The sequence below is a fragment of the Peribacillus aracenensis genome (assembly GCF_025175645.1).
GTDB classification, from domain to species: domain Bacteria; phylum Bacillota; class Bacilli; order Bacillales; family DSM-1321; genus Peribacillus; species Peribacillus aracenensis.
The window spans coordinates 44152-65246 of sequence record NZ_JANZMJ010000030.1; the positions used below are offsets into that span (position 1 = coordinate 44152).

The window sequence follows — 21095 nt, forward strand, 5'->3', positions numbered from 1 at the left end:
ATTGGTGATGGTGCGATGACCAAAATTTCATCAAGTCATCGCACTTGTCATATCACCTTTTCACACCATTATTTATCCCAGTTTTTATGATCTAAATGAGAATATTTTTCTAATAATCTAGTAGGCATTTTTAGTGCATCTTTTCTAAATGGTGGAGCTAATTGTGTTCCATCCACTTGTATATCTATGACCGTCGGTTTATTTGATTTTATTGCTTCTTCAATGACTGCGCCTAACTCCTCAGGTTTTTCCACTCTAATACCAACAGCACCCATTGATCGGGCAACTTCCGCGAAATCAGGATTTTGGATATCCGCCCCTACAAAACGATTATTATAAAAATCAACCTGATTCTTTTTCTCTGCACACCATGCATTATTATTGAACACACATGCTATGACAGGTATGTTTTCTTCAACGGCCGTACTCACTTCATGTAAGCTCATGCCCCACGCGCCATCTCCAACAATGGCTAAAACAGGCGTGTTCGGTTCAGCTAACTTGGCACCTAGTGCAGATGGGTAAGCAAATCCCGTGTTCCCGAATGTAAGCGCTGCGATATGCCTGCGGCTCTGATTGAATTTTAAGTAAGCGTTTGCAGTTGACGATACATTACCGATATCTGTTGTAACGATAGCATTTTCGGGCAATACTTTAGTCAATTCCAAAAGGGCTCGACGCGGATTGATCGGGGTTCCATCGATCATCGCAAGTTTCACCAATTCTTCTTCCCATTTTTGTTTTTCATTTGTTACTTCGACCATCCGCTTTTTTTCTTGCTTTAGGTTAGGATTACTGGCCTTCAACCGTTTCAGGATTTCATGGCTCGCTTCACGGGCATCTCCGATGATCCCAACTTCCACAGGGTGTGTCCTCGCTATTTGCCTTGGATTAATATCTATTTGGATGATTTGTGCATCTTTAGGGAAATAATCGATGTCATAGCATGGTAACGTTCCAAAAACCGATAATCTTGTACCCACCGCCAATATGACATCCGCTTTCTTTAGTGTATTCATGGCTGCCTTTGAACCCATGTAACCGATTGGGCCGACTGACAATGGATGATCTGCAGGAAAGGCATCATTATGCATATAGGAGACAGCCACCGGAGCTGTTAAATATTCTGCAATATTCTTAATTTCCTCGATGCCATCTGAATCAACCGTTCCCCTACCGGAAATAATGACAGGATACTCAGCCTCAGCTAAAATTTCTGCCGCTCTATCCAAAGATGCAGAAGATCCGCAGCCCCTTTCATCTACGCGATATTGATGTGGTTGAAGTATTTGATCTTCCACTTCACCATAGAAGTAATCACGAGGGATATCGAATAAAACCGGTCCCCTTTCGGCATAGGCAATCCGAAATGCTGTCCTAAGGCAATCAGCGACCCGGCCTGGGTGTGTCACTCTAACCGTTTCCTTAGTGATGGCCTTGAAGATGGAAACCTGATCACATTCTTGGAATCCATCCCATCCAACCGTTGGTGTACCAGCAGAAGGTGATATGACCACCATTGGAGTATGAGCTTGATTGGCCGCTGCAACAGAGGTGACCATATTCGTCATTCCAGGTCCGTTTTGCCCGATGACAACTCCTGCAACACCAGAGACACGGCAATAGGCATCTTCCATATGTGCTGCACTTTGTTCATGGCGGACACCAATGAAACGGATGCCTGCAGTTGGCAATAAATCAAGCATATCCATGAAAGCCGATCCCAGAATTCCTGAGATATGTTTAACTCCCTCGGCCACTAATGTCTCAACGATGGCTTCACTTGGTGTCATTTTAACTTTCGTTCCTCTTAACATTTTTGTTTCGACCATAGCACATTCTCCTTAATTATAGTTATTTCTGATAATGACGTTGCGACGTCCGTACCAGTTATAAGATGTATATTACTACCAATGGATGAAACAGTCAATAAATAAATTGAATATTTTGAATTTATTTAAAAACTTTAATCATCATAGTCATTAATCATGTATTTGAATCTTCCTTAACTAATAAATATATCCTTTTTTTCTGTCAATCTGTAGTTGATCCGATCGATGATTTCCAATAAATCACCTATTTCATCAATTACGAAATCAGCTCCTGCATTCCAAAAACGATTTTCTGCATGTTTCATCCGTTTTTGCCGTTCATATGGGTCCATTTCGTTGATTTCCGCTTCTGAAAGGCCGATTTCACTGCCGCCTTTCAATACGGCAACAGTCCACATTCCCGCAGAGATGCCTTCTTTGATGTCACTGATCGTATCGCCGACTTTAACGATTTTGCTGAGTGGATACACTTCGAGATTCATCGCCGTCTTAAAGCACATCCAAGGAGCAGGCCTTCCCGCAGGCACCTCGTTAGACGCAACAATGGAATCTGGTTGATAGCCCCATTTTTCCGCCTCTTGTTTAACAACATCAATCATTTCCCGAGTATACCCTGTCGTCGAACCGATTTTTATTCCTTGCTGCCTTAAACGGCTGACTAATTCAATTACGCCTGGTATTGGCTTGGCGTTTTCCTTGAGAACTTTAAAAAGCAAATCCTCAAAGTCCCTATACAATGATTTTAGATCTCTTTCGTCCGGTTCTTTCCCGAATTTAGCAATCCATAAATTGGAGATTCGTTTCATTTTCAGGAGTTCCATAATATGATCCATTTTCAATAAACCCATAGGTTCCCTTGCTTCCTTAATCGTAATATCAATTGCCCTTATCCTGAATATCTCGACAAATGCTTGGACCGGCGCAAAACATCCATAATCCACCGTCGTTCCTGCCCAATCAAAGATCACTGCCTGAACCTCTTTGCATTCTTTTGGACTTTCCAACCTATGTTCCCCTCCTTATCCTTACCTCCTTTAAAATCACCAAACTTGCTCAACCCGTAAATCCCCCACTGGTGATGACCTGGGTATAAAAAGTATTCATTTCACTTTTTCCAAAAATAACTGTAAATCTTCTTTAGTAGCCTCAGAGAGACGTTTCATTTTTTCAAGGTCCTTATCCGCATTCCCGGACTCCCCAATTAATGGGTAAAGGTTTTTCTCAATCCGTTCATACCAATCGGGGTATTCATCTTCCACTTGCTTTTCTATCGAATCCCATGTAGAACTGATCTCTTTTCCCATTTCTTGAATTTTCCCTGAATCCGCCTCCGTACTTATTTCTGATTCCAATCCTTTTATGGATTGAATCACATCGCCGACACCTTTTTTAATAACCTCTGCATTTTGGGTTTCACCCGTATTTGCATCCGGATTTTCATTCAAGACTGGACTTTTTTCTTGTTGAGCCTCGTCCGGTTCACTTGAATTGTTGCAGCCTGACAGCAACATGGCCCCAAGGATAACCCCACTAGTCATTACACGGAAACCATTCAACATAATCCCTCCTTCATGATTTAAAAGACAGATGGCGCCAAGCACCTGTTGGCACAACTCTCTTTTTCTATGGGAATCATATTCTAGCTGTTTAGTGATTGAAGAATTTTGTCTGAGGAGTTCCATAGAAGTAAACGAAGTATTTCCTTAAAATGGTATAGAGCAAAAGCTATAATTTTTCAGAATTAGGGGAACCAGAAACAATATTTAATTCATTCTCCATATACTTCGCCTTTTTTCGCCGAAGGAAAAAGAATGAACAGATAACGATCAAGCTAAATAGCATGGTAAAGATAAACTGTGGACGTTGCGAATCGATAAATGCCATTAATATCAAAACGGAAACCATGGAAAGTATGGTTACATAAGTCAAATAAGGGAATAACCACATTTTGATCTTGAAAATTCCGGGATTCTCTTTCTCCATTCTCTTCCTTAATCTGAGATGGGAAACCGCAATGGCCAGATAAACCAGAATTCCGACTCCACCCGAGGAATTCACTAAAAAGAAAAAGATTTTATCAGGTGAGACATAACTGAAAATGGTGCTGATAAAGGCAAATAATGTAGAGCCGACTACAGCAAATATAGGGACACCGTTCTTGCTCACTTTTGAAAACAACTTTGGAGCATCACCCTTTTGTGCAAGTGAAAATAACATGCGTGAACTCGTATATAACCCCGAATTCAAACAGGAAAGCAGTGCAATGAGAATCACTATATTCATGATCAGGGCAGCAGAAGGGATTCCCATCATTTCAAGTACGGCAACAAATGGACTTTTCAGCAAAGAAGCTGAATTCCAAGGTAATAGCGTCACTAGAATAGCTATGGACCCTATATAGAAAATCAGGATTCGCCATACCACACTATTCAATGCACTTCTAACCGACTTAACCGGATCACTCGTCTCACCCGCGGCAATCGCTGGAATCTCCACTCCAACAAATGCATGAAAAACAATTGCGACGCCAACTAGTACAGAACTTAACCCGTTCGGAATAAAACCGCCAAAATTCAGAAGATTGGAAGCACCAGGTGGTTTTATCGTTGGGATTAACCCTAATATCACTGCCACACCCAGGCACAAAAATAGGATGATACTGATTATTTTAATGATTGAAAACCAGTATTCGAACTCACCAAACGATTTTACGGAAAAAATATTAGTCAGTTTCAATAAGATAATCAAAGATAGACTTATGACCCAGACGGGAACGGAAGGAAGCCAGCTGTGTATGATTGCAGCCCCCGCTGTTGCTTCCAAAGCAATGACGATAACCCAAAAGAACCAATATAACCAACCTGTTGTAAAACCGGCCCATTCACCAATCCCCTCTCTTGCATAAACGGCAAAAGATCCAGTATTGGGATTCACTGTGGCCATTTCCCCAAGCATCCTCATGACTAGAACAACGATCAAGCCTGCCAAAACATATGATAATATCGCCCCGGGGCCCGTTTGACCAATAATGATACCGCTTCCTACGAATAAACCAGCGCCTATGACACCACTTAAGGATATCATTGTTAAATGTCTTTGTTTCAGGCCTGGTTTCAGTTCTTCCTGTTGATGTTTCATACCCTCCACCAACTTTCAATATTTTGTGGAATCAACTAAAATAATCGCTACTTGCATGTAATAACAAGGCTTTTTCAACTGCCTGTCCATTACACTTTCACAAAGATAGTGGGAACTTGGAAACATGGCATTTTAAAACAACACAGGAGATGACGCTATGAACTTAAGATTCTATATCATTATTCCCCCTTCCTTAAGGCTATTTTGACATTCGAAGCGGATATAACATCACTACGTCATGATGTTAGGACCACTTACTATGTGTATAATACACTCTGATTTTTTTAAAGTCAATTTAAAAATCAGAATATTTAGATAACAAAATGAAAATTTTCAAATAAAAAGATTCCCATTAATACTGCAAACCTCTAATACTTTTCATTTTACTTCTTTCACCTTGGAGGATTCATCTAACACACTTTCCGTTGCTAATTTAACGGGATTCTGCTTCCTATCCAGCATTTTCTTTAGAAGGTATGAAAAAAGCAATGTAAACGCAATTCCCTTAACAATCGATGTATAACCGTAAACAAGAAGGCCCAATATCAGTACGATAAGATTGATAATCCTTATTGTCGCTGCAATATCTATTTTTTCATTTTTATGATGTAAAATTAAGGCGATCACGTCAAAGCCAACAGTGGAGGCATTTGCTGTTATACATAAATAATATCCTATCGCTATCAAAATCGACGAAATGATAATCACTAACGCGATATTCATATCGAAATTAATCTTCAATGAATAAAAAAAATTAAAAAAGGCCATATAGCTTAGCGAACTTACGATCGACTTAAAAAAGTACTCTTTCCCTAGAAAAACTAAACAGATGATTAACAGTAAACCTGTAACGAAATTGGCTAGCATGGCAATGTTATAACCCGATAATGCATTCAATAATAATGCCGAGCTAGTTACCCCACCATTGATAATTTCATTGGGAACGATTAAATAAGCATAGGCAAAGGTCATGGAAATGTTTCCTGCAATAATTTTCACTATATCCTTCATAAACTTTTCACCATCCCGTTCGATATTTTAATAATGTTTCCCCCCCTAAATATATATTTATACTTGAACCATAAGATACACATTCACCTCTTACAACAATTTATTCGAAGCTTTTCCCTTTCGATATTTTTGAATGATTTTACGAAGTATGCATTTGGGGGTTCAAGATTACAATAATTCGCTAACCTGAATCCTCTCTCCTTCTTATAAACAAAATAAAACATCCCCCTTAAAAATTGAAGATGCTCATTTCCCCTATTTTTCTGTACAACTTAACGCTGTTCTGAAGCCTTTAAGTATACCTGAATGAATAGTACATTCAAATAAATGATTTAAATGTCCAAAGGGTTGTATAAGGAGAAGGTCATTTTTTATGCACCTTTCAGTAGAATTAGTCCGACATCAAAAAACCTGGCTAAGAGAACTGTTTACGTATGCAAAAAAATGTATGTTCCCTCCTGATTAGTCCCATCAATTATTATTCCGCAATAAAAAAGTTGAGGGATATGTCCCTCAACTTTTTAGTGTCAATGACTATTTCCCAAGAAATGTTTCTTAGGTTGTGGATTAGCCAGTTCATGTAACAGGTAATGCCGTCTCATCTTTCATTAGCCTTTTTCGGTAAACCATATTGGACAGCTGTACACTCACTTCATAAAGCACAAGCAATGGGACGATGACCAAAATGTCCGAAATTATATCTGGAGGCGTAATCAGGACCGAGATGACAACCAGGACGAAATAAGAAATCTTACGAGACTTTTTCAACACTGTTGGATTGATGATGCCTAATCTGGTCAGGAACATGACCACAAGCGGCATCTCGAATAAAATCCCGAAAGGTAAGATCAAATTAATCATGAACCGAAAATACTTTTCCGCTGTGAACATCATCTCGAACTGCCCGGCCGATAGGGAAGTTAGGAAACCCAGCACGATTGGAAACAACACAAAATATCCAAATGAGATACCTGTGATGAATAGAATGAAGAGCCCGGGTATGAACCGAAATGTAACTCTTCTCTCTTCCGGTTTCAGCGCTGGAGCCACAAAGCGCCATAACTGATAGGCTGCTAGCGGAATCGTTGCAGCTATTGCACAAACCGCAGCGATGATCATGTATACCCATAGGATCTCACTTGGTCCGAGCACAGCAAGCTTTCCATCCAAATCCTTAATGAGCAGTTCATAAATATCCTGTACGAATATGAAACTCACTATGAAAAAAGCCAGAAAACCTATCAGTGTTTTAATGATTCTGCTTCGGAGCTCTTCCATATGTTCAATAACTTGTAAATCCTTACTTTCCACCTTCACTCCTCCTTTTTAAATATTTTCTTGCACGATTGCCAATAGCACTTCCCCTCTAACTCTTTTCATGAAAAGAAGCAGGCGATTCTTTCCGCCCGCTATATTTCATTTACTTCACCCTTCTTTTTTTACAGCTCTTAATGCGGCTTTATTCTCATTTTCATCCTCTTTTTCTGAATCATTCACCAACCCTTTTGTTGCACTTTTGAATTCGGACAATGTCCGGCCAAAGGCACGGCCGATTTCCGGCAGCTTGGACGGTCCAAAAATAATCAGTGCAATTACGAGGACAATAACCAAACCTGGTATTCCTATATTTGAAAGCATTCTTATTCACTCCTCTGATTTTCTCATTTTTCTTCGCTATTTTCTTATCAAGCATCATTATCGTTCACTATCAATTAGTCATTTTCCCTTGCCTTTTCATTCTTTGTTTTTCATGTGCGCGATTATGGGCGCGTGTCCGATCTTCCTCGACTTCGTTCGTTTTTTGTACACCTTCCATAACCGCTGCTGATGCAACCTTTCGCAGCCCTGTTTGATCCTTATCAAAAACAAAGGATGCTCTTGTCGATATGTCCGCACCTGGTTCTGTCACGAATGGGACTACTCGGTAATCCGCCTTCCATTGTTCTGGGGTTACTTTGCATCGGACATATCCCCGGTAATCATTAAAGAACTTTATATGTGGATTCTGACTTAGTATTTTATCCGTATCCGCACGCTTATCCGCTCCATTTCCACCAGATGTGATGGAAGTTCCGACAAACTCCACACCGAATATCTTTGAATTTGGATCATCGAAATCCGCCTTTAAGTTGGCGGCCCAGCTTGCATGTACATCACCCGTCAACACGACCAGATTTTCCAGATTGTTTCTTTTGATTACATCAATTAAACGATCGCGTGCTGCCGGGTATCCATCCCAGGAATCCATGCTGAATTTGGGAGCGGTTGGTGTTCCATAATTCCTTTGTGCAAAGAAGATCTGCTGAGGCAAAACGTTCCACTTCGTATTTGATTTTGATAGATTGTCAGTTAACCACTGTTCCTGCTCTGGACCTAGCAATGTCCGTTTCGGATCAAGTGACTCTGACGTTTGCGGGGAACTTCCATCGCCGTTTGCCTGATCATCCCGGTATTGACGGGAGTCCAATACAAAGAAAGATGCCAGATTGCCATATGTGAAATTTCTGTATAACCGCATATCCGCTCCCTTAGGCAAAGATGATTTACGAAGGGGCATATGCTCATAGTAAGCTTGATAGGCGGCGGCCCTTCTCTTGATGAATGCTTCTACCGATTGTCCTTTTTCCGGGATGACGTTTGCATAATTGTTTTCAACTTCATGATCATCCCAAGTAACGACCCATGGGAAAGCTGCGTGTGCCGATTTTAAATGGGTATCAGAGCGGTATTGTGCGTACCTATTTCGATAATCCTCAAGCGTGATGATTTCCGGACCACTATGTACACGTACATTACCTGAAGAAGAAACATATTCATTTGGTCCATATTCATATATATAATCGCCGAGGTGAAAGACAATATCCAGATCTTCTTTTGCCAAATGTTTATAGGCCGTATAATAACCATGCTCAAATTGCTGGCATGAAACAAACGCGAATGACAAACTCGATACACTTGAACCTATTGGCGGAAGTGTTTTCGTTTTCCCAGTCTGACTTACTTCCCCTCCGCTTTTAAAACGGTAAAAATAAACCTTATCAGGATTTAACCCGCTTACTTCCACATGAACGGAGTGGCCAAGCTCCGGCCTGGCTATTTCCTTGCCTTGCTGGACAATCTTTCTGAAATTCTCATCCTTTGCCACTTCCCATTTAACGGAAATGGCTTCTTTTGGCATTCCTCCGCCATTCAACGGATCAGGTGCCAACCTTGTCCATAAAACGACACTGTCAGAGAGCGGATCACCTGAAGCTACACCGAGAGTAAATGGATAATCACTGAATTTCGGGGCAGCATTCACTTCAATCCCGCCCATTGATTGGGCAAGGGCAAGACCTAATGAAAGTCCGGCAAGCTTACTTGCTCCCTGGATAAAGTTTCGGCGGTCCATATTCTTGCCTAATTCGCTCCAATTCTTAATTAAATCATCCATTGCTCTTTCATTATTCATTGATCTTTCCCTCCTATTATTTGAATCTGGTTCAAGTATAGTATGGCCCTTTTAAAGGTATATGAATAAATGTAAATCAACAAATTTCCAATTAGGGATTTTCACGCAGGACTTATGGATCACTTTAAACATTAAAAAAGATTTGATTCACTCATACATTTACATAGCCCTACAAACTTTTACATATAACGACAGTCTTTCGGCCTATTTTTTCTTCACGAATCATTTATTTAATCGTTACAAATAACTTCCATGGGTTATTTTTACAATGAAAAATCTTTAATAAACTTATAATCTGTTTATGTAAGTCTAATGAAGTCTGCGAATTAGTAGAATAAAAGCAAGGACCGGGATCAAACTAACGAATGCTCTAACATTTTATGAGTAATCACTCACTTTTTATTTAAAAGCATCCTAATTTATGTAATAATGGTTTCATAATAAAAAATGAAAGTACTTGAGGGATTCTGCATTGGAGAGTATGGAAGAATTAAATGAAAAAATTGAGATATTGAGGAAAGAGTTAATATCTGCAGGAATGATTTATGGTTTTACAGCCCCAACAACATTATATAAAAGCCAGGAACTAGATAAACTGTTGAATTTACTTAAGAAGTGAATAAGAAAAAATGAATTAGACTATGTCTAGTTCTACTAATAATCTTGGAATCAATACAACTACACACTTGGAGTTATTTCAGAATTATTTTTTATAGTCACTATGTAGTTCATGCAGCCCTTACTTAATCACCTCGTATTCTTTTCTTGGACCCGTGGACTATCTTTCTGTAATATCCGATAAATCATTAGATAATTGTAAACATAATCACCCCTCCTTTTAAAACGCTATCGTACATAATGCTTCCTGGTCAAGTCTTCTACGTCTTATTTTGTTGGTAGGAATTGTGCCATAGAACAAATTGTTTAGGGTCATTTTGAACACATTCATTTTCCCCATTTAAAAAGAATCCAAAATGAATGGATGCCAAATTTCATCGAATTTTCTTTTATGTCCTGCATTTAATAAAAAACTACCTCATCTAAGTTTATGAATGGTATGAGTGTTAAAATATCAACGATTCTTGTAAATTGTCTTGGACAACCTAATGTTTTCTATGTGTTAATGATTCACTATTTTAGTGACTGAAGCCCTTTCAATTCAGGGACAACATTGCTTACCTCCCTTCCGGTAACCGCTGCAACGAGATTCTTCGCCGCAAGCATGGCCATATCAAATCGTGTTTGATAAGTAGCTGAACCTATATGCGGCAGGGTAACCACGTTCGGCATGGCTAAAAGCGGATTGTCAGGCGATACGGGTTCCTGTTCAAATACATCCAAACCGGCTGCAAGGATTTCCTTATTTTGCAGTGCTTCAATGAGGGCCTTTTCGTCCACCGTCTGACCGCGGGATGTATTGATGAAGATCGCGGATTTTTTCATCAGTGCGAATTGCTCCCGTCCCAAAAGATGCCTTGTCTCCGGAGTATAAGGGACCATTAAAAGGACGAAATCGGATTCCCGTAAAAGGTACTCTAAAGAGGAGTAGGTTGTACTGAGCGTTTCCTCCACTTCGGATTTTCTTCGCCGATTATGATACAAAACTTCCATGTTAAAACCGAACTTGCCTCGTCTTGCAATAGATTCCCCAATTCTCCCCATACCGATGATGCCCAATGTTTTTCCATGAACATCAACGCCAAAGAGGGGTTCATCGCCTTTTTTTCCCCACTTGCCATCCTTTACAAGCTTGTCCAGTTCCGGAATACGCCGGGCTGCTGAGAGCATTAAGGCTAAAGCTAAATCAGCCACGGTTTCATTGAGAACATCAGGTGTATTTGTACCGATTATGCTTCTCTTTTTCATTGCCTCTAGATCAAAGTTGTTGTAGCCTACCGAGATATTGCTGACAGCCTTTAGACATGGTGCATGGTCCAGTAATTCATCATTTATTTTTTCTCCGGTGATGAGCAGTCCCTCCACATCGGAAATTTCCTTTAACAGCTGGCTTCTGGTGATTGGTTCAGGGCCGTTCCATTTTTCATACTGGCAATACTTCGAAATAAACGCCTCTACCTCGGGCGGTACCGGTCTTGCTATATACACTTTTGGCATCAATTTATTTCCTCCTCGGTTACCCTATTCTTGAATAGGTTGTTTTACAATGAACCAATAACAGATTGCCGCGCATCCGGCGATTAAACCGCCAGATATAAAGGCAAGAGAGTACGAACCAGTTGCATCCACTATCATGCCTGCCACAACAGGGGAAAAGGCTCCGCCAAAATAACCGCCAAAATTCTGAATTGCACCTACGGAAGCAACCATGGAAGGAGGGGCAATGTCACCGGCAAGTGCCCACGCACTGCCTGTAATGGCAGAAATAAAACAAAGAGCAAGGGTCAGTAATGTTAAGGTGATGGCGAGCCCTTTGGCAAGTGGAACTGCACATACAACGATAGCGGCCGAGATGGCACATATACTGATTAAAGCACGCTTTGCTTTAATAGGTGTAGTAATTCCCTTGTCCACCCACTTTTTCGTAAGATATCCTCCGAAAATATTGCCAAAGATTCCGCCAAGCCAAGGAATACCGGCATATATACCCATTTCTTTAAGTGAGACATGATGAACATCAAACAAATAAAGGGGAAGGAAGACAAGAAAAATATTCCAGATCCAAATGGTACAGAAGAAGCCCAGAATCATCCCCCACACGCTTCGATATTTAAATAACGAACCCCATTTTATTTTTGATGATTGAATGCCTTGCTCCACTCCACCGCCTTCCGACTTAATGTAATCAAATTCCTCCTTGGAAAGCTTTTGGCTTTTTTCAGGATTTTTATAAAAAATAACAAAACCGATCGCAAAGATGATGCCGATCACACCCGTTATATAAAACAGCGCTCTCCACCCAAAAGTCACCATGATGAAAACGAGAATTGGCGGTGCAATGGCTGGTCCCCATTTGGACGAAGAATCCCAAATTCCAGTTGCCAAGCCTCGTTCCTTTTTTGGAAACCAATACGAAGTGATCTTAGCCATCGTCGGAAAACACGGTGCTTCTCCCACTCCAAGTAAAATCCGTGCAGCAATAAATGAGCTCATTTTATGAACGGCTCCGGTTAAAATGGTCGCACCACTCCACCAAATAAGAGCAATTGTATACACCTTTTTGGTCCCGAACCGATCAATCAGCCAGCCGGAAGGAAGCTGCATTAAAGCATAACTCCAAGAAAAAAAGGTTCCCAATAACCCGATTTCGGTAACGCTTAGTCCGAGATCCTTCATCATTTCGGGAGCTGCGATGGAGAGGTTGGCCCGATCTAGATAGTTGATTATTCCCCCAATCAATAACCAGATGACGACGGTCCAGCGAAATTTCCGGCCAATATTCAATGGCTTTTCTTGCTTTGTTTCCATTCTTGCTTCCATACCTTATCCCCCCTTGTTATATAAAACGCCGTAATTGGCAGCGCTTCCAAAATTATAAAAAATCAGAGTTCACGCTTGGAGAATATGTATAAACAAGGAGGTTATTGTTTTATAATATAAAACTCGGTTTTTGTTTTGCGACAAAAAAATAAAAAGAAAATTCTTTTTATTCTGTAAAGTATCGTATTATGAGGATGTGTGATTGTCAATCTTTATTCTTATTTTCGGGATAATATTCCTAGTATACGTTTCATGTCATGTGGGGAATATTGATAGACCGCTTTTTTGAGAGTAAAATCATAACAAACTTTAGCCCACGACCCATTTCCATCTCTGGTGCTATGGGAAGGGTTTAGTGACGTTTTTTATTATTTTTCTATAGAATAAGCAAGCGCTGCTGAATCCACTTGTCTATTGGTAAAATTAAAATTTAATGGAAGCTGGGATGGTTAATGGAGTTTCAATACTTCCTGATAAGCCCCCGGAATACTGTTTTCATTTATAGTGAAGATTCCATCCCTTCGCACATTTTCTCCAACTATATTTTTTAACAGCATTTTTAACAGAGGAATGAAAGTATGGCTCATCATCCGTTCCTCCCAGTGACATTGAGTTACTCCTTTCTCCTCTCCTTTTAGGATCTTTTCATTGAATTTCATAATTTATAGCGGAAAGGATTTGTCAGATTATTCACCTCATGAATCTGGTTAGTAAGTTCATATATGGTATATCTTAATCTTCCAACGTTGTTTTCTTTTTTTTATTCTTTTATTTCCGTTTATTCATTTAAAAAATTCTAAAATAATATTTCAGGTTGGTTTTTTTTATGATTTCGTATTTCAAATTATTGCTTTTAAGCTTAGAACAACTATGCCTCCTATTAAACTAACGATCGTTAGTTCAATGAAAAAAAGGGCTGTTGTAACAGCTCCTTCTCCCCCCTCTTACACCTATTTGGAAAGATAGCGTATTGTTTCTCCTACTTATTTTTTACTCTTTGCATCCGTTTGTGCTTATATTGTTCAAAATCCCACTCAGACAAAAATTCTTTTGCAGAAGTATAGCCTGATTGATAGAGAAAGTCGATTTCTTCCTCACTCAGTTCAAAGTCCGTTGCGTTGATGCCGCCAGTAGGAATTTGAATCGTTCGTTCAATCGTTTCTTCGTTCATATGTCGTAAATCATGGGCTTGAAGCATCGTTTTAAATATATTTTTGAAAAGGTGGATTGGCGTTGGTATAACCGGATCTATGTTAACTTCATCTTTCACAAAATGAAATCCGAATGTTGGAAAGCGAGGATTGTCTGTATCGAAAATCCATATTGGGAAGTTACTAAGTAAACCACCATCTAAAATGTAGGATTTTTTCCGGTCTTTTGATTTCCAAATAACCGGACGGAAGAAAAATGGTAGGGAGGCACTCATCATTACGGCAGTTGAAACTTTTAAATCAGCAGGAGACATCCCATAGCGTTCCAAATCATCTGGCAAAATAAGCATCTGACCATTCGAAACATCAGACGCAATTATCTTCAACTTTCCATCTGGAAGATCCGCGAATGTCTTAATCCCTTTTTCTGAAAGAAGAGAATCCACCCATGTTTCCAAATAGTCATTTTTAAAAATCCCAAGATGAACATTAAGTTCCAAAAATACGCCCAAAATGGGAATTCGATTCAGTAATGTCCTGCCTCGCATCTTCGAGTAGTTGATTTCACTATACCGCTCTCTAATTTCATGGCTTTTATAGCCACTAGCCAAAAGAGCTGCGATTACTGCTCCTGCTGATGTCCCAGCAAGTCTCTCCCATTCTACTTTTTCCTCTTCCATTGCTTGTATAGCTCCAATAAAAGCAATTCCCCTGACACCCCCACCTTCAAAAACGGCATCTGCTTTCATTTTTATCCACCTCTCTCGATAAGAGTTATTATAATTATTAAAAATATTTTTATATAAAGCGAACTTTCACATTCTTAGATTCCAAAAACCCGCCCCCTCAGTTGAAGTATAAAACCGCTTGACATCGATGGTTGAAATTAATGACGGTTCTATTTTTCTAACAAATTCGCTAGTTATGCTTTCCATCCCTGATTGACCATTGGTTGCATATCCATTCATTTTTGTTTTTTTAACACCTTTACCATTACTTCATGTCTGTGGATTCCTTACTTGGAAAACCCTTAATCATTTTCTCTGGCTCTACTACTATATTAAGAGTGGATAGACATTCTGACAGTGGTGAACGCAACATTGATGGTAATCAATTTAATAACAGTAATAGGATGGCATCTTCTATCATCGTATGTATAAAACGAGGCTTTGGCATGGACAAATTATCTGATACCCTTTAAAAAACTTCATCAAATCCCAAAATGGGTAACAAAATAGTAAGGTGTCTACTCCATTACTTCTTTTTTAGTACTAAATTTTATTTTATTACTTGCCTTACTATACTTAATAGACTGATTCATTAAAGAAGAAAAGTCAGTAAAAAGGCTGCCTATATGAAAAATTTTCTATAAACAAGTACTTTTTGGTGAAAAACCAATTTATTCACTTATCAAAAAAGTAATTTTCTTTAAAGGATGACCGTTATTTTTTATAGAGGTATTTCTTTAATTATGTAGAAAAGGATTATGTAACAATTGAAGGAGTGAAAAAATGGAAATGAACCGTGCAAGGAAAATGTATGATTACCACGTGTGGGCTAATCAGCAAGTGTTCCAAAACCTAAAACAATTACCTGACGCAGTCTATGGCAACACGATAAAAAGTGTCTTTCCATCCATCAAGGAAGTCCTTGTTCACCTTTACGCAACAGATATTACCTGGCTGGAGATAATGAAAGGAAGCACGGTTCAAGATACTTTTATGAAAGTTGAACAACGGCGAAAAGAAGTGGACGGAGTCTCAATAAATGAACTAGAATCCAGCTTTGATGAACTTGCAAAGGATTATTACGATTTTCTTGCTTCGCAGCCTGATCTTGAACGGACCATTGTAACCGAACACCCCAAAATGGGGGCTTGTGAGTTTATACTTGCCGACCTCATCCATCATGTAGTGAATCATGGGACTTACCATCGCGGTAATGTATCAGCGATGCTCCATCAACAAGGCGAGCGTGGCGCACCAACCGATTATGTATTTTATTGTTTAAAATAAGCGGTTTGACAATCGAAAGTATGAAGGAACATCATTTAGGAGTCGCTATAAACATAAAAAAGCACGGCTATTCCAATTGAAAGCCGATGATTCACTTACCAAGGAATCATCGGCTTTTATCTGGAATGAAAACCCAAACGCTCGTGGCATGGTTATATTCAGTACAAATGCCTTCATTATATCTTTAGAGCTTTACCCGTTGAAGGCGAAGTGCATTCAATACGACTGATACAGAACTGAAAGCCATGGCAGCACCAGCTAACCAGGGGGCAAGCAGTCCGATTGCCGCAATTGGTATCCCGATCACGTTATAGGCAAAAGCCCAGAATAGGTTTTGTTTGATATTCCGCATCGTTTTCCGGCTCATGAGGATTGCATCTGCAATACTGGTCAAATCCCCCCGGATCAAAGTGATATCGGCAGCTTCCATGGCTACGTCCGTCCCGGTTCCTATAGCCATTCCTATATCGGCTAGTGCCAGCGCGGGAGCATCATTTATCCCATCCCCGACCATTGCCACTCTTTTACCGGCGGCCTGCAGTTTCTTCACTTCTTCCGCTTTCCCTTCAGGAAGGACTTCTGCAATCACTTGGTCAATGCCTACTTGATGGCCGATGGCATTTGCTGTCCTTTGATTATCCCCGGTTATCATGATGACCTGGATATCCATTGCTTTCAACCTTTCAATCGCCGTTTGCGAGGTATCTTTTATCGTATCGGCAACGGCAATGAGTCCTGCATATTCACCTTCAATGCTAGCGAGCATTGCTGTCTTCCCTTGCTCTTCAAATGCTTCCATCACTGTTAGGGCCTTAGTAATATCCACGTTATTTTGCTTCATCAATTTACGCGTTCCGACGTACAACACTTTTTGATCCACTACAGCTCTCACACCGTATCCTGGAATCGCTTCAAATTCCTCAATCGCAGCAAGTGCTATCTGTCTTGCTTGAATTCCTTGAACGATTGATTGCGCAAGAGGGTGTTCAGATTGTTTTTCAGCTGCGCCGATTAGAGATAAAAACTGTTCTTCTTCCATACCGTTCTCGATGAGGACATCGGTCAACACAGGGGCACCATTTGTCACTGTTCCCGTTTTATCCAAAATGACCGTATCTATATGGTGTGTGGTTTCCAAGTGTTCCCCGCCTTTAAATAAAATACCGAATTCAGCGGCCCGACCTGATCCTGCCATGATGGATGTGGGAGTGGCCAGACCTAAAGCACAAGGACAGGCTATTACTAGCACTGCAATCATCGCCTCAAAAGCTGGTGTGAATTCTCCAGGGTTAACCCATATCATCCAAACCAGAAAAGTTAAAAGGGCGATTCCGACAACAATGGGGACGAAGACACCGGAAATTTGGTCAGCAAGACGTTGGATCGGAGCTTTGGACCCTTGAGCATCTTCTACCACTTTTATGATTTGAGATAGAGCTGTATCCCTGCCGATCTTTGTCGCTTTCATTTTGAGAAAACCATTCTTATTCAATGTTGAACCGATCACAGTATCCCCATTTGTTTTATCCACCGGAATGCTCTCACCCGTTAACATGGATTCATCAACGGCAGAGTTCCCTTCGACTACTTCACCATCGACAGGGATCTTTTCACCCGGCTTCACCAAAATCGTATCTCCCACGATGACTTCCTCAAGCGGCATTTCACGTTCTTCCCCGTTCCTTAACACCAGTGCCGTTTTGGCCTGAAGCCCCATCAATTTTTTGATGGCTTCGGAAGAACGTCCTTTTGCTTTTGCTTCAAAAAGCTTCCCTAAAAGAATGAGGGTGATAAGAATCGAACTAGTTTCGAAATAAAGTTGTGCCGTATTGTGATGGGATCCCATCGAGATGATTGCCTGATAAACACTGTAAAAATAAGCAGCGGATGTTCCCATTGCGACTAATACATCCATATTGGCACTCTTATTTTTCAAGGCTTTATAAGCCCCAACATAAAACTGCTTTCCAATCAGAAATTGCACGGGGGTGGCGAATGCCATTTGCACCCAAGGATTCATGAGGAAATCAGGCATATAGATAAACGAGGTAAACCTAAAATGGCTTACCATCGCCCATAACAATGGAAATGATAAGATGACCGAAAAAATGAATATATTCTTTTGTTTTTGAATTTCTTTTTGACGGAAATCCACGGATTCCGGGTTATCTTCCTTGATGATTGCCCCATATCCTAACTTCTCCACCCGTTTAATGATATCAACTGGGGAGGCTTCGGAAGGATCATATTCAACTGTCGCATTTTCAAGCGCAAGGTTCACATTGGCCATGCTTACTCCATCCAGCTTATTTAACCCTTTTTCAATCCGGTTAGCACAAGCAGCGCAAGTCATGCCTGTAATCGTAAATTCTTTTTTCTCTTTTACTACATCATAGCCAAGATCTTGAATTTTCTTTTCAAAATCCTTGTTGCTTAATTTTTCCGTATCATATTTAATGACCGATTTCTCAAGAGCCAAATTAACGGTGGCTTCCTCAACGCCTTCCATTCGGTTTAACCCTTTTTCAATCCGGTTAGCACAGGCAGCGCAAGTCATACCTGTAATCTGCATGGTTGTTTCTTTTATTTGGCCGCTCATATCATCCCCGCCTCCCTATACCGCTATGGGGTATATTTTTTGTAAAAAAAAGTGCTTAACAGCACTCCCATAACTTATTCGACATCGTAGCCTTGATCATCAATTGTTTCTTTTATTTTCTCAAGTGATACTTTTTCCTTATCAAACGCTACATCTACTTTTCCTGCGTCCAAATGCACTTTTACGCTTTCAACACCTGCAAGTTTTCCTACATTCCCTTCAACCGCATTTACACAATGACCACAAGACATTCCACTTACACTCAATGTTACATTTTCCATTTCAACATCTACTCCTTTATTTTTTCATTAATTTTTGTATCGTTACAAGCACTTCATCTATAACCTCTGTATCCCCTTCATTCAGGCGTTCGACCACACAATTCCTTAGATGGCCTTCCAATAATATTTTGGCTACACTATTCATCGCGCTTTGTGTAGCTGCTATTTGGGTAATCACATCATCACAATACGTATCTTTTTCAATAAGACCCTTTATACCGCGAATTTGACCTTCAATTCGATTTAACCGGGTCGTTAAATTCTTTTTTACTGCTTCTGAGTGATGACTCTTTCGGCCGTGGGAAGAGGTCGTACAGCATTCTTCTTCATTCACAGAATCTTTACTACCATTCAACATTTCATCCATTTCCCATCCCTCCTCGAAAATAAATATACCATACCCTACTACCCTATGCAAAGAGAAAAGTTATTGTGTCAATATTTCTTTATTCTTTGCTTTTTAAGCCAATCTATTCCTTAGTCTGTTTAACAAAACTACACACAAAATACCCCATGCGAAGCTAAACAAAAAACGATGAGCCACATGAGTCTACTAGGGATGCAAATAAAGGATGTTCTTACTCCACACCTTTTAGTTGAATACACAAAAAAGTAATATATTTTTCATTGGTTATCAAACAAATAATTCAACAATCATAGCCCTTAACATGGAGACAGCCATGCCGCTAAGCAACAGCTTCCATACATTCCTTCCGAAAATGTGCGATTTTTCATCAATTGCGGGCACACAGTTAGGATTGGAATTCGCAGGTTCCTCACAAATTGTAGATCCGTGGGGAGACGTTGTTCAGAATTTGATCAAGAAGTTGGTGAATTAAAGGCAACTTTAGATTTAGAGAAAGTACCGCAAATAAGAAAAGAAGTTCCTTTATTCAATTGCAGAGTGCCAGAGAAATATAGAAAGTTATAAAGTAGAAGCTCCTTTTAACATCTAGAGTTTTATTTTCATTGTAGTTCAATAAACAAAAAATTTACATAAAAAAAAACCCTTAGTTACTCTCAGAGGGTTGGTTTGTATCTCTTTTATTTGAGTTTCTAACCCCATATACATGAAATTAGGATCATATATTTACCTTTTCTCTATCTGTAAGGTTAAGTAAACTCCCTTAAAACCTTTTTTATATTTTCTAATTTCTGGTAATTTAATTTCAGCATTCCATGCCCTTCTTGGGTCTTTGGTTTTCCCAGTGAAACTGTATTATTTAAGAGTTCATTAAATTCTTCTACCTCTGTTAACTTACGGCCAAGTTTTGTTTCAAATTTATTTATCAAAAGCGCAACAGCCCCTGACACATGTGGTACAGCCATGGACGTACCTGATAAGACGGCAAATTGGTTACCAGGAAAGGTTGATACAATTTTCTCCCCTGGTGCCACTAAATCCACTTCACCATTAGAATTACTAAATCTTGATATACGTTCATGCAGGTTAACTGAGCCTACTGCCACAACTTCCTCGTATGCAGCTGGATAACTGTACTCGTTTGTTTCGGCATTTCCATCACCTTCATTACCCGCGGCACACACGACCATTATATTAGATTGAACGGCGTTTATAATCGACGAATGTAAGGCCGGGTCATCATCCGGTCCCCCTAATGACATAGAGATAACCCGTACTTTTTCACCTTTAGGGCCTGTCCAATTGACAGCGTAATTAATAGCTGAAGCAATGCTTTCTGTTGTTCCTTCTCCTGACCCATTTAAAACCTTAAGTACCAGCAACTTCGCTTTAGGTGCTGCACCTACAACTCCAAAACCATTTTCTGCTGCTGCAATGGTTCCGCTGACATGAGTCCCATGTCCGTTATTATCGGCAAAGTTGAAGGGATCACCAAAATAATCTTCCGTGAAATTATATCCTCCAATAATTTGACCAATTAAATCAGGGTGATCTGATTGGCATCCTGAATCGATTACGGCTACTACAATGTTCTCACCCTTAAACCCTTCTCTCCAAATAGAGCGTGCACGAATCATTTTAATACCTCTTGGAACTTCCGAAGTGGTTTCTGTTATTCCTTCTACTTGGAAGGGTACTAATTGAACATTTGGCAATTCTAGCCTCTCCCTTCATATTAACCCTAAAACGGGCGGAAGCATCGCCTTTTTTTGTCATGACAAATAAGGGAAACCACACTTAAAACCCGTTTGGGAA

Annotated in this window: 17 protein-coding genes and 1 pseudogene; 2 read left to right on the forward strand and 16 right to left on the reverse strand. The window is 39.9% G+C overall.

Translation table 11 applies throughout. From position 1 onward, the window contains the following. Positions 1-68: 68 nt before the first annotated feature. The 8 genes from xsc to N0M92_RS22815 all read right to left on the reverse strand — a co-directional run bounded on the left by xsc (position 69) and on the right by N0M92_RS22815 (position 9432). The gene (gene xsc / locus N0M92_RS22780) at positions 69-1832 is read right to left on the reverse strand and encodes a sulfoacetaldehyde acetyltransferase (protein ID WP_260287986.1); all 1764 of its coding nucleotides are present in this window, start codon (positions 1830-1832) and stop codon (positions 69-71) included. Positions 1833-2005: 173 nt separating this feature from the next. After that, positions 2006-2836 (reverse strand): phosphonoacetaldehyde hydrolase, encoded by an 831-nt coding sequence (gene phnX / locus N0M92_RS22785; protein WP_260287987.1) that lies wholly within the window; start codon positions 2834-2836, stop codon positions 2006-2008. Positions 2837-2932: 96 nt separating this feature from the next. Next, a complete protein-coding gene (locus N0M92_RS22790; protein ID WP_260287988.1) occupies positions 2933-3391 on the reverse strand; it encodes a hypothetical protein in 459 nt (152 codons plus the stop codon). A 166-nt stretch (positions 3392-3557) separates the two neighbouring features. Next, on the reverse strand, positions 3558-4970 hold the full coding sequence (locus N0M92_RS22795) for an amino acid permease (protein ID WP_260287989.1): 1413 nt from the start codon (positions 4968-4970) through the stop codon (positions 3558-3560). 378 nt (positions 4971-5348) lie between these two features. Further along, the gene (locus tag N0M92_RS22800; protein WP_260287990.1) at positions 5349-5981 is read right to left on the reverse strand and encodes a YitT family protein; all 633 of its coding nucleotides are present in this window, start codon (positions 5979-5981) and stop codon (positions 5349-5351) included. 576 nt (positions 5982-6557) lie between these two features. Beyond that, the gene (gene tatC / locus N0M92_RS22805) at positions 6558-7259 is read right to left on the reverse strand and encodes a twin-arginine translocase subunit TatC (RefSeq protein ID WP_397443913.1); all 702 of its coding nucleotides are present in this window, start codon (positions 7257-7259) and stop codon (positions 6558-6560) included. A gap of 147 nt (positions 7260-7406) precedes the next feature. Beyond that, positions 7407-7619 carry a twin-arginine translocase TatA/TatE family subunit gene (locus N0M92_RS22810; protein WP_063233420.1) on the reverse strand — a complete coding sequence of 71 codons (213 nt, stop codon included), beginning with the start codon at positions 7617-7619 and terminating at the stop codon, positions 7407-7409. A gap of 70 nt (positions 7620-7689) precedes the next feature. Beyond that, positions 7690-9432, reverse strand: coding sequence for an alkaline phosphatase D family protein (locus N0M92_RS22815; protein WP_397443912.1), 1743 nt, complete (start codon positions 9430-9432; stop codon positions 7690-7692). A gap of 481 nt (positions 9433-9913) precedes the next feature. On the opposite strand from N0M92_RS22815, the gene N0M92_RS22820 reads away from it, so the two are divergent. After that, positions 9914-10051 carry an aspartyl-phosphate phosphatase Spo0E family protein gene (locus N0M92_RS22820; protein WP_260287992.1) on the forward strand — a complete coding sequence of 46 codons (138 nt, stop codon included), beginning with the start codon at positions 9914-9916 and terminating at the stop codon, positions 10049-10051. Positions 10052-10563: 512 nt separating this feature from the next. On the opposite strand, the gene N0M92_RS22825 is transcribed toward N0M92_RS22820, so the two are convergent. The 3 genes from N0M92_RS22825 to N0M92_RS22835 form a co-directional block, all read right to left on the reverse strand. Continuing rightward, positions 10564-11547 carry a 2-hydroxyacid dehydrogenase gene (locus N0M92_RS22825; RefSeq protein WP_397443914.1) on the reverse strand — a complete coding sequence of 328 codons (984 nt, stop codon included), beginning with the start codon at positions 11545-11547 and terminating at the stop codon, positions 10564-10566. A 24-nt stretch (positions 11548-11571) separates the two neighbouring features. After that, a complete protein-coding gene (locus tag N0M92_RS22830) occupies positions 11572-12870 on the reverse strand; it encodes an MFS transporter (protein WP_260287994.1) in 1299 nt (432 codons plus the stop codon). A 979-nt stretch (positions 12871-13849) separates the two neighbouring features. Further along, entirely contained in the window at positions 13850-14770 is a 921-nt protein-coding gene (locus N0M92_RS22835) for a patatin-like phospholipase family protein (protein WP_260287995.1), read from the reverse strand. 762 nt (positions 14771-15532) lie between these two features. Here N0M92_RS22835 and N0M92_RS22840 point away from each other — a divergent pair. Beyond that, entirely contained in the window at positions 15533-16036 is a 504-nt protein-coding gene (locus N0M92_RS22840) for a DinB family protein (protein WP_260287997.1), read from the forward strand. 184 nt (positions 16037-16220) lie between these two features. Here the strand turns inward: N0M92_RS22840 and N0M92_RS22845 are convergent, their stop codons facing one another. The 5 genes and pseudogenes from N0M92_RS22845 to N0M92_RS22865 form a co-directional block, all read right to left on the reverse strand. Beyond that, the gene (locus N0M92_RS22845; RefSeq protein WP_260287998.1) at positions 16221-18635 is read right to left on the reverse strand and encodes a heavy metal translocating P-type ATPase; all 2415 of its coding nucleotides are present in this window, start codon (positions 18633-18635) and stop codon (positions 16221-16223) included. A gap of 74 nt (positions 18636-18709) precedes the next feature. Continuing rightward, positions 18710-18916, reverse strand: a complete 207-nt coding sequence (gene copZ, locus N0M92_RS22850; RefSeq protein ID WP_076368959.1) for a copper chaperone CopZ — start codon at positions 18914-18916, stop codon at positions 18710-18712. Between the two features lie 16 nt (positions 18917-18932). Further along, complete coding sequence (locus N0M92_RS22855) at positions 18933-19274, reverse strand: metal-sensitive transcriptional regulator (protein ID WP_192208237.1); 342 nt, start codon at positions 19272-19274, stop codon at positions 18933-18935. A gap of 276 nt (positions 19275-19550) precedes the next feature. After that, a pseudogene (locus tag N0M92_RS22860) lies at positions 19551-19649 on the reverse strand (NupC/NupG family nucleoside CNT transporter); the annotation flags it as partial. Between the two features lie 380 nt (positions 19650-20029). Continuing rightward, the gene (locus N0M92_RS22865; protein WP_260287999.1) at positions 20030-20995 is read right to left on the reverse strand and encodes a S8 family peptidase; all 966 of its coding nucleotides are present in this window, start codon (positions 20993-20995) and stop codon (positions 20030-20032) included. Positions 20996-21095 lie beyond the last annotated feature (100 nt).

Excerpts from the sequence above, each read along its gene's own strand:
- N0M92_RS22830 (WP_260287994.1), bottom strand. The coding sequence starts at position 12,870 with ATGGAAGCAAGAATGGAAACAAAGCAAGAAAAGCCATTGAATATTGGC.
- copZ (WP_076368959.1), bottom strand. The coding sequence starts at position 18,916 with ATGGAAAATGTAACATTGAGTGTAAGTGGAATGTCTTGTGGTCATTGT.
- tatC (WP_397443913.1), bottom strand. The coding sequence starts at position 7,259 with ATGGAAGAGCTCCGAAGCAGAATCATTAAAACACTGATAGGTTTTCTG.
- N0M92_RS22835 (WP_260287995.1), bottom strand. The coding sequence starts at position 14,770 with ATGAAAGCAGATGCCGTTTTTGAAGGTGGGGGTGTCAGGGGAATTGCT.
- N0M92_RS22855 (WP_192208237.1), bottom strand. The coding sequence starts at position 19,274 with ATGTTGAATGGTAGTAAAGATTCTGTGAATGAAGAAGAATGCTGTACG.
- N0M92_RS22810 (WP_063233420.1), bottom strand. The coding sequence starts at position 7,619 with ATGCTTTCAAATATAGGAATACCAGGTTTGGTTATTGTCCTCGTAATT.
- N0M92_RS22795 (WP_260287989.1), bottom strand. The coding sequence starts at position 4,970 with ATGAAACATCAACAGGAAGAACTGAAACCAGGCCTGAAACAAAGACAT.
- N0M92_RS22840 (WP_260287997.1), top strand. The coding sequence starts at position 15,533 with ATGGAAATGAACCGTGCAAGGAAAATGTATGATTACCACGTGTGGGCT.
- N0M92_RS22845 (WP_260287998.1), bottom strand. The coding sequence starts at position 18,635 with ATGAGCGGCCAAATAAAAGAAACAACCATGCAGATTACAGGTATGACT.
- N0M92_RS22790 (WP_260287988.1), bottom strand. The coding sequence starts at position 3,391 with ATGTTGAATGGTTTCCGTGTAATGACTAGTGGGGTTATCCTTGGGGCC.
- N0M92_RS22825 (WP_397443914.1), bottom strand. The coding sequence starts at position 11,547 with ATGCCAAAAGTGTATATAGCAAGACCGGTACCGCCCGAGGTAGAGGCG.
- xsc (WP_260287986.1), bottom strand. The coding sequence starts at position 1,832 with ATGGTCGAAACAAAAATGTTAAGAGGAACGAAAGTTAAAATGACACCA.
- N0M92_RS22800 (WP_260287990.1), bottom strand. The coding sequence starts at position 5,981 with ATGAAGGATATAGTGAAAATTATTGCAGGAAACATTTCCATGACCTTT.
- N0M92_RS22820 (WP_260287992.1), top strand. The coding sequence starts at position 9,914 with ATGGAAGAATTAAATGAAAAAATTGAGATATTGAGGAAAGAGTTAATA.
- N0M92_RS22815 (WP_397443912.1), bottom strand. The coding sequence starts at position 9,432 with ATGAATAATGAAAGAGCAATGGATGATTTAATTAAGAATTGGAGCGAA.